General features: G+C 64.4%; 11 protein-coding genes and 1 pseudogene. 8 read left to right on the top strand and 4 right to left on the bottom strand.

Annotated elements, in window-relative coordinates:
* Nucleotides 1-126: 126 nt before the first annotated feature.
* A pseudogene (locus EN874_RS18075) lies at nt 127-472 on the bottom strand (VOC family protein).
* Between the two features lie 221 nt (nt 473-693).
* On the opposite strand from EN874_RS18075, the gene ppdK reads away from it, so the two are divergent.
* The 3 genes from ppdK to EN874_RS18060 all read left to right on the top strand — a co-directional run bounded on the left by ppdK (nt 694) and on the right by EN874_RS18060 (nt 5,515).
* Nucleotides 694-3,378, top strand: a complete 2,685-nt coding sequence (gene ppdK, locus EN874_RS18070; protein ID WP_127426310.1) for a pyruvate, phosphate dikinase — start codon at nt 694-696, stop codon at nt 3,376-3,378.
* Entirely contained in the window at nt 3,314-4,603 is a 1,290-nt protein-coding gene (locus EN874_RS18065) for a glycosyltransferase family 9 protein (protein ID WP_245513611.1), read from the top strand. The genes ppdK and EN874_RS18065 overlap by 65 nt, the downstream gene beginning before the upstream one ends.
* A 171-nt stretch (nt 4,604-4,774) precedes the next feature.
* Nucleotides 4,775-5,515, top strand: a complete 741-nt coding sequence (locus EN874_RS18060) for a polysaccharide deacetylase family protein (RefSeq protein ID WP_127426309.1) — start codon at nt 4,775-4,777, stop codon at nt 5,513-5,515.
* A gap of 20 nt (nt 5,516-5,535) precedes the next feature.
* On the opposite strand, the gene EN874_RS18055 is transcribed toward EN874_RS18060, so the two are convergent.
* The gene (locus tag EN874_RS18055; RefSeq protein ID WP_127426308.1) at nt 5,536-5,925 is read right to left on the bottom strand and encodes a DUF427 domain-containing protein; all 390 of its coding nucleotides are present in this window, start codon (nt 5,923-5,925) and stop codon (nt 5,536-5,538) included.
* 106 nt (nt 5,926-6,031) lie between these two features.
* Nucleotides 6,032-6,388, bottom strand: coding sequence for a hypothetical protein (locus tag EN874_RS18050; RefSeq protein WP_126101420.1), 357 nt, complete (start codon nt 6,386-6,388; stop codon nt 6,032-6,034).
* A 193-nt stretch (nt 6,389-6,581) separates the two neighbouring features.
* Here EN874_RS18050 and EN874_RS18045 point away from each other — a divergent pair, with 193 nt between their 5' ends.
* Both EN874_RS18045 and EN874_RS18040 read left to right on the top strand, forming a co-directional pair.
* Nucleotides 6,582-8,210, top strand: coding sequence for a fatty-acid--CoA ligase (locus EN874_RS18045; protein WP_127426474.1), 1,629 nt, complete (start codon nt 6,582-6,584; stop codon nt 8,208-8,210).
* A gap of 179 nt (nt 8,211-8,389) precedes the next feature.
* Nucleotides 8,390-9,175, top strand: a complete 786-nt coding sequence (locus tag EN874_RS18040) for a DUF1499 domain-containing protein (protein ID WP_127426307.1) — start codon at nt 8,390-8,392, stop codon at nt 9,173-9,175.
* A 1-nt stretch (nt 9,176) separates the two neighbouring features.
* Here EN874_RS18040 and EN874_RS18035 read toward each other — a convergent pair whose 3' ends face one another.
* Nucleotides 9,177-10,085 (bottom strand): MBL fold metallo-hydrolase, encoded by a 909-nt coding sequence (locus EN874_RS18035; protein ID WP_127426306.1) that lies wholly within the window; start codon nt 10,083-10,085, stop codon nt 9,177-9,179.
* A 114-nt stretch (nt 10,086-10,199) separates the two neighbouring features.
* On the opposite strand from EN874_RS18035, the gene EN874_RS18030 reads away from it, so the two are divergent.
* From EN874_RS18030 to rfbC, 3 genes are all read left to right on the top strand, one after another.
* Nucleotides 10,200-10,793 carry a biotin transporter BioY gene (locus tag EN874_RS18030; protein ID WP_127426305.1) on the top strand — a complete coding sequence of 198 codons (594 nt, stop codon included), beginning with the start codon at nt 10,200-10,202 and terminating at the stop codon, nt 10,791-10,793.
* Between the two features lie 189 nt (nt 10,794-10,982).
* The gene (rfbA, locus tag EN874_RS18025; RefSeq protein ID WP_127426304.1) at nt 10,983-11,873 is read left to right on the top strand and encodes a glucose-1-phosphate thymidylyltransferase RfbA; all 891 of its coding nucleotides are present in this window, start codon (nt 10,983-10,985) and stop codon (nt 11,871-11,873) included.
* A complete protein-coding gene (gene rfbC / locus EN874_RS18020; protein WP_127426303.1) occupies nt 11,866-12,420 on the top strand; it encodes a dTDP-4-dehydrorhamnose 3,5-epimerase in 555 nt (184 codons plus the stop codon). Before rfbA ends, rfbC begins: the two co-directional genes overlap by 8 nt.
* The last annotated feature ends 14 nt before the right edge of the window (nt 12,421-12,434 follow it).

Genomic DNA, 12,434 nt, shown 5'->3' with positions numbered 1-12,434 from the left:
CCACTGCGCGCGGCCTTATAGGACGGGGCGGGAGAAAGCTCAATGGCGGATTAGGGGAATAAGACAGTAGGGCAGTAGGCGCGACAGATTCCCTATGGCTCCACTCCCTTACTGCCCTATCCCCACTTACCGCTCGGCCCAGACGGCCAATTCGTTCCCGGCGGGGTCGGTGAAATGGAACCGTCTGCCGCCCGGGAACGAAAAGATCGGCTTGACGATGCTACCGCCGGCATTCTCCACCGCTTCAAGCGTCTCCTCCAGGTTTTCGGAGTAGAGCACGGGCAGCGGCCTGGTGGGCGCCTCGCCGGCATCGGCCTGAAGCCGCCGTCAGGCCTTCGGCAAAAGCGGAATAGGTCGGCCCGTAGTCGGTGAACGACCAGGAAAACGCCGCGCTGTAGAAGGATTTGACGCTGTCCAGAGTTCCGCCGGTGGCCGGCAGTTCCAGATAGTCGAGTTTTCCGTTGAGTTTCATCACGCTACTCCACTCTGTTCTTGATATGTTCTATATCGCGCGGCCGATACCGGCAAGTCTTTTTGACGCAGCTTTTGCTTAATCGATTGTAGTGGCGGCGCTTGCTTTGCCAACGCCTTGCCTTTCGCACTGCAGCATCATATCGCTCGGATCGGAAGGGCGGGGAACCGGGCCTTGGCCCGGGTGTTGTTGTTTATCTTCCAAGGACCTGGAGGGCGAGCATGACCAAGTGGGTTTATACCTTCGGCGACGGCGCCGCTGAAGGCCGAGCCGGCGACCGCAACCTTCTCGGCGGCAAGGGCGCCAACCTGGCCGAGATGTGCAGTCTCGGCCTGCCGGTGCCGCCTGGCTTCACCATCACCACCGATGTCTGCAACGCCTATTACGCCAACGGCCGCAGCTATCCGGCAGCGCTTGAAGCGGATGTCCTCGCGGCGCTCGACCATATCGGCAGGCTCACCGGCCGCCGTTTCGGCGACCCGTCGAAGCTGCTTTTGGTCTCGGTACGCTCCGGTGCCCGCGCCTCGATGCCCGGCATGATGGATACCGTCCTAAATCTCGGCCTCAACGACGAGACCGTCGAGGCGCTGGCTGCCGATTCCGGCGATGCCCGCTTTGCCTATGACAGCTACCGCCGCTTCATCCAGATGTATTCCGACGTCGTCATGGGTCTCGACCACGAGGTGTTCGAAGAAATCCTCGAGGACCGGAAGGCGAGCCTCGGCCATGAGCTCGATACCGAGCTTTCGGCAGGCGAATGGCAGGACATGATCGGGCTCTACAAGGCCAAGGTCGAGGAGGAGCTCGGCAAGCCGTTCCCGCAGGATCCGCGCGAGCAGCTCTGGGGCGCCATCGGCGCGGTGTTCTCGAGCTGGATGAATAACCGCGCCATAACTTATCGGCGCCTGCACGACATCCCGGAGAGCTGGGGCACGGCGGTCAACGTCCAGGCCATGGTGTTCGGCAATATGGGCGACACCTCCGCCACCGGCGTCGCCTTTACCCGCAACCCTTCGACCGGGGAGAAGCAGCTCTATGGCGAATTCCTCGTCAACGCGCAGGGCGAGGACGTGGTGGCCGGCATCCGCACGCCGCAGAACATCACCGAGGCGGCGCGCATCGCGGCCGCCTCCGACAAGCCGTCGCTGCAGAAGCTGATGCCGGACGCCTTCCAGGCTTTCGTCGACATTTCCGACCGGCTGGAGAAGCACTACCGCGACATGCAGGATCTCGAATTCACCATCGAGCGCGGCAAATTGTGGATGCTGCAGACCCGCTCCGGCAAGCGCACCGCCAAGGCGGCGCTCAAGATTGCCGTCGAGATGGCGAAGGACGGGCTGATCAGCAAGGAGGAAGCGGTCGCCCGCATCGATCCCGCCTCGCTCGACCAACTCCTGCACCCGACCATCGATCCGAAGGCCGCGCGCGATGTCATCGGCATGGGCCTGCCGGCTTCGCCCGGCGCCGCCACGGGCGAGATCGTCTTTTCCTCCAGCGATGCCGAGGACGCCAGGGCGCAAGGACGCAAGGCGATCCTGGTGCGCATCGAGACCAGCCCCGAGGACATCCACGGCATGCATGCCGCCGAAGGCATCCTCACCACGCGCGGCGGCATGACCAGCCACGCCGCCGTGGTGGCGCGCGGCATGGGCAAGCCCTGCGTCTCGGGCGCCGGCTCGCTGCGCGTAGACTACAAGGCCGGCACGCTGATCTCGATGGGCCAGACCTTCCGCAAGGGCGACATCATCACCATCGACGGCGGCAACGGCCAGGTGCTGAAGGGCGCCGTCGCCATGCTGCAGCCCGAGCTTTCGGGCGATTTCGCCGCCATCATGGAATGGGCCGACGCCGCGCGCCGCATGAAGGTGCGCACCAATGCCGAAACGCCGCTCGACGCGCGCATGGCGCGCTCCTTCGGCGCCGAAGGCATCGGCCTTTGCCGCACCGAGCACATGTTCTTCGACGGCGACCGCATCGTCGCCATGCGCGAGATGATCCTGGCCGACACCGAGAAGGACAGGCGCGCGGCACTCGCCAAGCTGTTGCCGATGCAACGCTCGGATTTTCTCGAGCTGTTCGAGATCATGGCCGGCCTGCCGGTGACGATCCGCCTGCTCGATCCGCCGCTGCATGAATTCCTGCCCAAGACCGAGGCTGAGTTGGCCGAGGTCGCGGCAGCGATGAACGTGTCGGCCGACAAGCTCAGGCAGCGCACCGAGGCGCTGCACGAGTTCAACCCGATGCTCGGCCATCGCGGCTGCCGGCTTGCGGTCTCCTATCCGGAGATCGCCGAGATGCAGGCCCGCGCCATCTTCGAGGCCGCGGTCGAGGCCGGCCGCAAGGCCGGCGCGCTGGTGGTGCCCGAAATCATGGTGCCGCTGGTCGGCCTGGTGAAGGAGCTGGAATACGTCAAGGCGCGCATCGATGCGGCCGCCCAAAGCGTCATGCACGAGACCGGCACGAAGATCGATTATCTGACCGGCACTATGATCGAGCTGCCGCGCGCGGCCATCCGCGCCCATGTCATTGCCGAAGCAGCCGAATTCTTCTCCTTCGGCACCAACGACCTGACCCAGACGACTTTCGGCATCTCGCGCGACGACGCGGCCACCTTTCTTGAAACTTACCGTCAGAAAGGTATCATCGAGCAGGATCCGTTCGTTTCGCTCGATGTCGACGGCGTCGGCGAGCTGGTGCGGATTGCGGCGGAGAAGGGGCGGGCGACGCGGCCCGAGATCAAGCTCGGCATTTGCGGCGAGCATGGTGGCGATCCGGCCTCGATCCGCTTCTGCGAAGAGGTCGGCCTCGACTATGTGTCATGCTCGCCTTACCGCGTACCAATTGCCCGACTGGCTGCGGCGCAGGCGGCCGTGGCGGCCGCGAAGGACAAGGCAAAGCGCGCCTGAGCGGCGCGCCCCACCTTACGATTTTGTATGGGAACTCACGCGAACGTGCGCGCGCTGGTTCCCAATCTGGACATCGTTGGCAAGCAGTTTCGCGTTCCGAATTACTCGGCGCGTGAAACAGATGTTGCAGATTTCCCCAACCAGTGTCCGGTCGATCCTGATCCTGCAGACCAAGTTCATCGGCGATATCGTGCTCGCCTCGGCATTGGCGAAGAACCTGCAGCTCGAATATCCCGGCGTCCGGATCGTGTTCCTGTGCGAGGCCAGGTTCGCCGGCTTCCTGACCGCGCATGGCATCGCCACGGAGGTCATTTCGTTCACCCGCGCCCATGTGCGCGGGACGCCGCTTCAGCGCGGGCGCGAGCTCGTCCGGGTCGTGCGCGCATTGCGGCGGCACCGCTTTGACATGACCATCGACATCACCGATTCGAAAACCTCGCGGCTGGTATCGGGGTTGGTCCGTGCCCCGATTCGTGTCGGCCACTATCCGACGGAACGACCGCTGCGCTGGCTTGAGCGCCAGCCTGCCAATGTCAGGATGAAGCCGTTCGGATTCGGCGAAAAGCATTATATCTTCCGCTATTTGTCGCCGCTCGAGGTGCTCGGCGTCGACCTGCGCATCAGGGTGCCGACCATCCGCCCGCTAGCCTTTGAAACGACGCGCGCGCTCGCCTTGCTGAGCAAATATCATTTGCAGCCAAACGCCTTCTTGGCCGTGCATGCGGGGGCGAGCTTTCCCGGGCGGCGCTGGCAGCCCGAGCGCTTCGCGGCGGCGATCGAACGGATATCGGCCGAAACCGGTCTGGACGTTGTTCTGATTGGCGGCCCTGACGAGAACGAGGCAGCGCACAAGATCATCGCGGCGGCGAAAACGCCGGTCGTCAATCTGGTCGGCGCGCTCTCGCTCGAGACTCTGCTGGCGCTGCTCAAGGAGGCCAGGCTGTTCGTCGGCAATGAGAGCGGCCCGATGCATATGGCGGCGGCCGCCGGCACTCCGGTCGTCGGTCTGTTCGGCCGGACCAATCCGGTTCGATGGGGCCCAGTCGGCGTTCCCAGCATCTCGTTGCGGCCGTCCATGCCTTGCGATTGCGTCGGCGGCGACCTGTGCCGCCGGACCGATTCGAGCAAAGCATGCTGTGTCTGGCGCCTGGAGGTGGATGCCGTGGTCGACGCGGTGCGGGACCTTCTGGCTCGGACCGAGATCTCTGAGGAGCAGGCGGTCTGAAGCGTGTCGCTCAAAAGCGCATTGCGGTTTTGGGGGCGTGCATAGGAAACGGCCCACGCAAATTGTCGCGTTGTTGCATTTCGGATACGAACCATCCCGATTTTCGCCTAGATGCGGGTCTTGTTGACGCCATCTTGCATTGAGCGGCTCGACAGGCAGGGCTTGGAAAGAATGACGGGGTTGCTTCGGAAATCTCTTGGCGCGTCGGCGCTGGCGCTCGCGCTGGTCTCGGCCGGCAATGCCGCGACGCTGGTCGAGCCGACGTTGCATCTGAAGCCGCTAGGCGGCGGCGGGCGCGTGGCGCTGACGCTGGATGCCTGTGGCGGGAAGACCGATACGCGCATTCTTTCCGCGCTGGTCGAGAACAGGATCCCCGCGACCATCTTCGTCACCGGCATCTGGCTGAAGCGCAACGCCGCCTCCGTCGAGATCATGCGAGCCCACCCGGACCTGTTCGAACTCGAAAATCACGGCGGTCGTCACATTCCGGCGGTCGACACGCCGCGCAAGATCTACGGCATCAGCAGCGCCGGCAGTCCCGATGCCGTTCAGGCCGAGGTCGAGTCCGGCGCCGCGGCGCTTGCAGGCGCCGGTGGGCCGGCACCGAAATGGTTTCGTGGCGCCACCGCCGAATACAGCCCCTCGGCGATCGCCATGATCCGCAAGCTGGGCTTCAAGATCGCCGGCTTTTCCGTCAACGGCGACGGCGGTTCGCTGCTCGGCGCCAAGGAAACCGCCCGGCGCATCGCCGCCGCCAACGACGGCGACGTCATCATCGCTCACATCAACCAGCCGACCCATGCGGCGGGCGAGGGCGTCGTCCAGGGCCTGCTGGCGCTGAAGCAGAAGGGCATGACCTTCGTTCGCCTGGACGATGCCGAGGATGTGGGCAACGACGGCACCACGGATTGATTCCTGGCGCCAGGCCGGGATCACTCCGACGTGGCTTCGACCGAGACCTTGCTCGTATAGAATGCGCCGTGATCGCGGATCTCGGTCATTTCGTCGAAGGGCTGTTCATAGGCCCACATCGCGTCCTTGCCGCTTTCGCCGGCCGGCAGGACGCTCCAATAGCTCGCGTCGCCCTTGTATGGACAATGCGTCGAGTGCTCGGTCCTGGCGAGCTTGCCGAAATCGATGTCGTCGAAGGGAATGTAGAAAACCGCAGGGTAGGGCGGTTCCGACAAGAGTCTGGCCCGGGTCGACCTGGCGACAACGACGTCACCGGCGCGAACTACCACGGCGCCGCGATATGGTTCGATCGTTATCGCCTTGTCGGGATTGCGTTGAAACCCAGGGGCGGGGTTGGCGCGCTTGTCCATGCGAGGTCTCCTTGTGGGAGACTTACATGGGTCGAGCCCTGCCGTGGCGCAAGGTCGCACTGCGCGCTGCGTGATCACCGTTGATTGAACGTTTGCCGCCCGACGGTCAGGCGGCGGCCTTGAAGGCGTCCATGAGTCCTGCATAGGCTGCGGCGATGCCGGCGACCGGATTGGTGCTTCTGGCCGCGGTCTCGACCTTCAGCGCGCCGCCCGTGGTCGGCAGGGTCAGCAGCAGAAACTGTCGGTTGCCGCCGTCGCCGACGCATGCGGCCGCAACATGCTGGGCCTCGCCTTCATTCTCGACGCACATTCTGAACAGCAGGGTTCCGCCGACGGCCTCCAGCGCGCCGCCGACGACTTCGGCAAATTCATCGTCGGAAACGGTTTTGGAGTCCGGCGTCAGATCGTCCAGACTTTCGGCAAGCGTGCTTTCGAGGGCTTTGTCGTCGAGCTGCGCGTCCATGCGAACCTCTCCATTCGCCAATCTCACCCAGCCCGTTAATGAAACTTAACGGTGACGATGGCCGTATTGTGGCGGGTTTCACGGCTTGTTCGGCCCATCCACCACCTTGGACTTATGGCGGCTGGACAATCCGCCGGATCATTCCACAATGCGTGAAACAACGACGCAAAAGCGCGAAGGGGAGGAAACCGAGATGCTCGGACTGATGCAGGAATGGCCGCTGCTCTGCCACAGGCTGATCGATCATGCCGAACGCCAGCACGGCGGGCGCGAAATCGTAACGCGTTCGATCGAAGGCCCGATCGTGCGCTCCACCTACGCCGAAATCCATCACCGTGCGCTCAAGGTCGCGCAGCGGCTCGAGCGGGACGGCTTCGGGCTCGGCGACCGCATCGCCACGCTTGCCTGGAACACGGCCCGCCACATCGAGACCTGGTACGGAATCATGGGCATCGGCGCGATTTACCACACGCTCAATCCGCGCCTCTTCCCCGAACAGATCGCCTGGATCATGAACGACGCCGGGGACAGGGCGATCTTCGTCGACTTGACCTTCGTGCCGCTGCTGGAAAAGATCGCCCACGGGGTCAGGTCGCTTGAGAAAGTGATCGTGCTGACCGACCGGGCGCATATGCCGCAAACCTCGTTGCCGAATGCCGTTGCCTACGAGGAATGGCTGGCCGAGGCCGACGGCGCCTTCGCCTGGAAGACCTTCGACGAGAACACCGCGGCCGGCATGTGCTACACCTCGGGCACGACCGGCGACCCGAAAGGCGTGCTCTACAGCCATCGCTCCAACGTTCTTCACGCCATGATCGCGGCCATGCCGGACGCCATGGGCATATCGGCGCGGGACGTGATTCTTCCGGTGGTGCCGATGTTCCACGCCAACGCCTGGGGCCTCGGCCAGAGCGCGCCGATGATCGGCGCCAAGCTGGTGATGCCGGGCTGCAAGATGGACGGCGCGTCGATCTACGAATTGCTCGATACCGAAAAGGTCACCTTCAGCGCCGCCGTGCCGACGGTGTGGATGATGCTGCTGCAATATCTTGAGGAGACCGGCAAGAAATTGCCGTATCTCAACAAGGTCGTCATCGGCGGATCATCCTGTCCGCGCGCCATCACCGCGAAATTCCAGGACAAATACGAGGTTCAGGTCGTGCATGCCTGGGGCATGACCGAAATGTCGCCGCTTGGCACGCTGTGCACCATGAAGCCTGAATATGAAGGGCTGACCGGCGATGCCCGGCTCGACATCCAGGGCAAGCAGGGCCATCCGCCCTTCGGCGTCGAAATGAAGGTGACCGACGACGAGGACAAAGCGCTGCCCTGGGACGGCAAGACCTTCGGGCGCCTGAAAGTTCGCGGCCCGGCAATCGCGCGCGCCTATTACGGCGGCGTCGGCTCCGAGCAGTTCGACGCCGACGGCTGGTTCGACACCGGCGACGTCGCGCATATCGACGCCAGCGGCTACATGCAGATCACCGACCGCGCCAAGGATGTCATCAAATCGGGCGGCGAGTGGATATCCACCATCGATCTCGAGAACCTTGCCGTCGGCCATCCCGACGTGGCGGAGGCGGCGGCGATAGGCGTGCCGCATTCCAAGTGGGGCGAGCGGCCGCTGCTGGTCGTCGTGCGCAAACCGGGCAGGGAACCGAGCAAGAGCGACATCCTCGCCTTCATGAGCGGCAAGGTCGCCAAATGGTGGATGCCCGACGACGTCGCCTTCGTCGGCGAAATTCCCCATACGGCGACGGGCAAGATCCAGAAGACCACCTTGCGCCAGCAATTCAGGGAGTATCGGCTGCCGACAGACTAATGCATGTCGCCCAAAACTGCGCAGCGGTTTTGGGACAACGACATGCATCAAACAACGATTTAAGCGCGTCGCGCGAATTCGTTTCAACGCGACGCGCTTTAAGGAAAGTTCAAACAGCAATTCCACAGAACGCCGAACTGCGCTAACTCTCGGCTCGGGCTGGGGTGATGCGGCAGACGATGGCAACAATTCCTGAACGGCAGACGTCGAGGGCGGCCGGCTGGTCGCGGCGGATCGGAGCATTCTCGCTCGTCCTGTTGCTGACCGTCCTTGCCGGCTACCGGCTCGATCTTGTCGACACGCCGCCCTTCCTGTGGGTGCTGGCGATCGTCGCGCTGCTTGCGGCGCTTGCGCTGCTGCTCTCCGGGCTTGCCCTGTCGAGGCTGTGGAATTTCGGCGACCGCGGCGGCCGCGACCTCAGCGTCGGCGCGTTGCTGGCGGTGCTGGTGCTTGCCCCTTTCGGCATGGCCGCCTACTGGGCCACGCTCTATCCGCCGCTGCGCGACATCTCGACCGACCTCGACGACCCGCCGGTGCTCGACACCAGCGACCGCACAAGCGACATGAATGCGCTGTCGCCGCCGACGCCCGGCGAGCAGAGCCTGCAGGCGCAGGCCTATCCGCTGGTCACCGGGCGCAGCTACAACCTGCCTTTCGAAACCGTGGTCGACGCGGTGGAAACCGTGCTCGACCGGCGGGACTGGCAACTGACCGCGCCCTATCCGGACATCAACGGCCAGAGCGAGGCGACGATCAATGCGATCGCCAGGGGTTTCGTGCTCGGGCTGCCGGCAGATGTGGCCATCCGCGTCACCGACGACGGCGATTCGGTGATCGTCGACATGCGCTCGGCCTCGCGCTACGGCCGCTATGACTTGGGCGACAACGCCGCCCGCATCACCGATTTCCTCGGCGAGCTCGACCAGGAGGTCGCCGGCCAGGTCGGCGCGGCACCGGCCGAGTGATTTAACCGGCAGGCTTGAAAATGCCGTCGATCGCCAGGTCGCCGTCGGTGGTGACGAGGCCGCGGGCAACCAGATCTTCGAGATGGGCGAGAACCGAAAGGCCGGCTGCGCCGTGCAGCCGCGGGTCTATGTCGCGATAGATCGCCGCGACCATCTCCTTGATCGTCCGGTCGCCGCCGCGAATGCGCTCCAGGATCGCCCCTTCGCGCATCTTTCGGTGCATCTTCAGCCCGCGCATGAAGCTGCGCGGCGCGGTCACCGGCCCGCCATGGCCGGGCAGCAGCAGGCGGTCGCCGCGCTCGATCAGCCTGTCGAGCGATTTCATGTAATCGGCCATCGCGCCGTCCGGCGGCGCGACGATGGAGGTTGCCCAGGCCATCACATGGTCGGCCGAAAACAGGATGCCGGTCCCTTCGAGCGCGAAGGCCGCGTGGTTGGCGGTATGGCCCGGCGTCAGCACGGCTCGCATCGCCCAGCCGTCGCCCTTGGTGAGGCTGCCGTCGGCCAGCGCTACGTCGGGCACGAAGCCCAGGTCGGCGCTGGCATCGAGCGGGTTCACCTCGCCGATGCGAAGCCGCCGCGCCGGCCGGTGCGGACCTTCGGCAAGCACGAGGGCGCCGGTGCGCTCCTTTAGCCGCGCCGCCAAGGGCGAGTGGTCACGGTGGGTATGGCTGACGAAGATGTGGCTGACCGGCCTGTCGCCGATCGTCGCGAGCAGTGTTTCGAGATGCTCGTCGTCATCCGGCCCCGGATCGATCACCGCCAGCGTGTCGCGGCCGACGAGATAGCTGTTGGTGCCGTGGAAGGTGAAGGGGCTTGGGTTTGGGGCGGTGATGCGCAGCACGTCCGGCGCGACCGTGACAGCCTGGCCATAGGCCGGATCGAAGCGTGTGTCGAATTCAAGCGTCATGCTGGGCTCCGCTGCGATGCGGCAAAATCATTGCCGCCTTCTCCGGAAGCCAATATAGGAAAATCAAAGCCAGCAAATCAGCCACCCAAGAAATCAGCCAGAATGGGGAAGACCATGGCAACTGCAACCACGATGCGCCCGCTCGTTTCTCTCGCTCTGCCGGACCAGGGCGCGGCCCGGCTCGCGAGCCAGCTCTTTCTGGCGCTTGCCGGAACGCTGCTGCTCACCCTGTCGGCGAAGACCAAAGTGGTGCTCGGCCCCGTCGACATCTCGCTGCAGACGCTCGCCGTGCTGCTGATCGCCTCGGCCTTCGGCATGCGCCTCGCCGTCGCGACGCTCATTCTCTATCTCGCCGAAGGCGCTTTTGGTCTGCCGGTCTTCCAGGGCACGCCGGAAAAGGGCCTGGGCATCGCCTACATGCTGGGCTCCACCGGCGGCTACCTTGCCGGCTTCGTGGTGATGGCGGCGATCGCCGGCTGGGCCGCGGACCGCGGCTGGGACCGCCATCCCTTCAGGCTGTTCGGCGCGATGCTTGTCGCCGAGGTCGTGATGATGGCGATGGGCTTCGCCTGGCTGGCGGCGCTGATCGGGCCGGAAAAGTCGTGGCAGTTCGGCGTCGTGCCGTTCATCGCCGGCGACCTGATCAAGGTAGCGCTGGCTGCCAGCCTTGTACCGGCCGTCTGGGCGCTGTTGCCGAAGCGGTCGTGACCCGGGAAAAAGCAGAAGAGGGCCGGTGGGCTAGGCGCCCGCCGGCCCTTTTTTCATGGTGCGGCGGGATTTCGCTCGGGAGTAGCGTCAGGAAGAATTCGCAGCCGACAATTGACAAGCCGGTGCACGAAACCTAAGCACGGGCAACTTGGCGTCTGGGCGGGGCCTCGATAGTTCAAGGAGAGCTTGTTGAAAGGAATTATCCTTGCGGGCGGCAGCGGGACCCGTCTTTATCCCCTTACATTGGCCGTATCTAAGCAAATCCTGCCGATCTACGATAAGCCGATGATCTATTACCCGCTGAGCGTGCTGATGCTTGCGGGAATTCGCCAGATTCTGATTATTTCAACTCCGCGCGACTTGCCGGTCTTCCGGGAATTGCTGGGCAACGGTTCCGAATTCGGGCTGGAGTTCTCCTATGCCGAGCAACCGCAGCCCAATGGGCTCGCCGAGGCCTTCATCATCGGCCGCGACTTCATCGGCAAGGACAGCGTGTCGATGATCCTCGGCGACAACATCTATTTCGGCGAGGGCCTGTCGCATCTCTGCCGTGCCGCGGCGGCACGTGAAAGCGGCGCCTCGGTGTTCGCCTACTATGTCGACGACCCGCAACGCTACGGCGTGGTGTCGTTCGACAAGGTTACCGGCAAGGCTTTGACGATCGAGGAAAAGCCGCAGAAGCCGAGGTCCAACTGGGCCGTCACGGGTCTCTATTTCTACGACAACGATGTCGTCGATATCGCCGCGGCGATCCGGCCCTCGGCACGCGGGGAGCTCGAGATCACGGCGGTCAACAATGTCTACCTGGAACGCGGGGCACTGCAGGTGCATCAGCTTGGCCGCGGCTATGCCTGGCTCGACACCGGCACGCATGACAGCCTGCATGAAGCGGCCTCCTTCGTGCGCACGATCGAGCACCGTCAGGGCATCAAGGTCGCTTGCCCGGAAGAGATCGCCCTCGAGCAGGGCTGGCTCGGCGCCGAAAAGGTTCTGGAACGCGCCTCGCGGCTGGGTAAGAATGAGTATGCCGCCTATCTGCGCAAACGGGTTGCCGATCTGACGGAGGAACGCGGTGCTTGAGGTCAGGCCGCTCGGCCTCGACGGCGTGCTGGAGATCGTGCCGAAACGGCACGGCGACGCACGCGGCTTTTTCAGCGAGACCTGGAATGCCGCGCGCTTCGCCGAAGCCGGCATCGACCTCGCCTTCGTGCAGGACAACCATTCCTATTCCACGGCCGCCGGCGTGCTGCGCGGCCTGCACTACCAGATGCCGCCGCGCGCCCAGGACAAGCTGCTGCGCGTTATCCGGGGCGGCGTGCTCGACGTCGCGGTCGACATCCGCCGTTCCTCGCCGACTTTCGGCAAATGGGTAGCGCTGGAGATATCGGCCGAGAAGGGCAACCAGATCCTGGTGCCGAAAGGCTTTGCGCACGGTTTCGTCACGCTCGTGCCGGGTACCGAGGTGCTGTACAAGGTGACCGACACCTATTCGCCCGGGCATGACCGGTCGATCCGCTTCGACGATCCCGCAATCGGTATCGAGTGGCCGGCGATCCCCGGCGGATTCCAGCTCTCGGACAAGGACCGCAAGGCGCCGCTGCTCGCCATGGCGGAGGTGTTTGCGTGAGGAGAGACGGCGGC

Source organism: Mesorhizobium sp. M1D.F.Ca.ET.231.01.1.1, from assembly GCF_003999155.2.
Taxonomy (GTDB): Bacteria; Pseudomonadota; Alphaproteobacteria; order Rhizobiales; family Rhizobiaceae; genus Mesorhizobium.
This window is presented reverse-complemented; position numbering and strand designations above follow the sequence as displayed.

What these genes read in the sequence shown, in the direction of transcription:
- EN874_RS18045 (WP_127426474.1), top strand. Translation starts at nt 6,582, where the DNA reads ATGCTCGGACTGATGCAGGAATGGCCGCTGCTCTGCCACAGGCTGATC.
- EN874_RS18050 (WP_126101420.1), bottom strand. Translation starts at nt 6,388, where the DNA reads ATGGACGCGCAGCTCGACGACAAAGCCCTCGAAAGCACGCTTGCCGAA.
- EN874_RS18035 (WP_127426306.1), bottom strand. Translation starts at nt 10,085, where the DNA reads ATGACGCTTGAATTCGACACACGCTTCGATCCGGCCTATGGCCAGGCT.
- EN874_RS18060 (WP_127426309.1), top strand. Translation starts at nt 4,775, where the DNA reads ATGACGGGGTTGCTTCGGAAATCTCTTGGCGCGTCGGCGCTGGCGCTC.
- EN874_RS18030 (WP_127426305.1), top strand. Translation starts at nt 10,200, where the DNA reads ATGGCAACTGCAACCACGATGCGCCCGCTCGTTTCTCTCGCTCTGCCG.
- EN874_RS18055 (WP_127426308.1), bottom strand. Translation starts at nt 5,925, where the DNA reads ATGGACAAGCGCGCCAACCCCGCCCCTGGGTTTCAACGCAATCCCGAC.
- ppdK (WP_127426310.1), top strand. Translation starts at nt 694, where the DNA reads ATGACCAAGTGGGTTTATACCTTCGGCGACGGCGCCGCTGAAGGCCGA.
- EN874_RS18040 (WP_127426307.1), top strand. Translation starts at nt 8,390, where the DNA reads ATGGCAACAATTCCTGAACGGCAGACGTCGAGGGCGGCCGGCTGGTCG.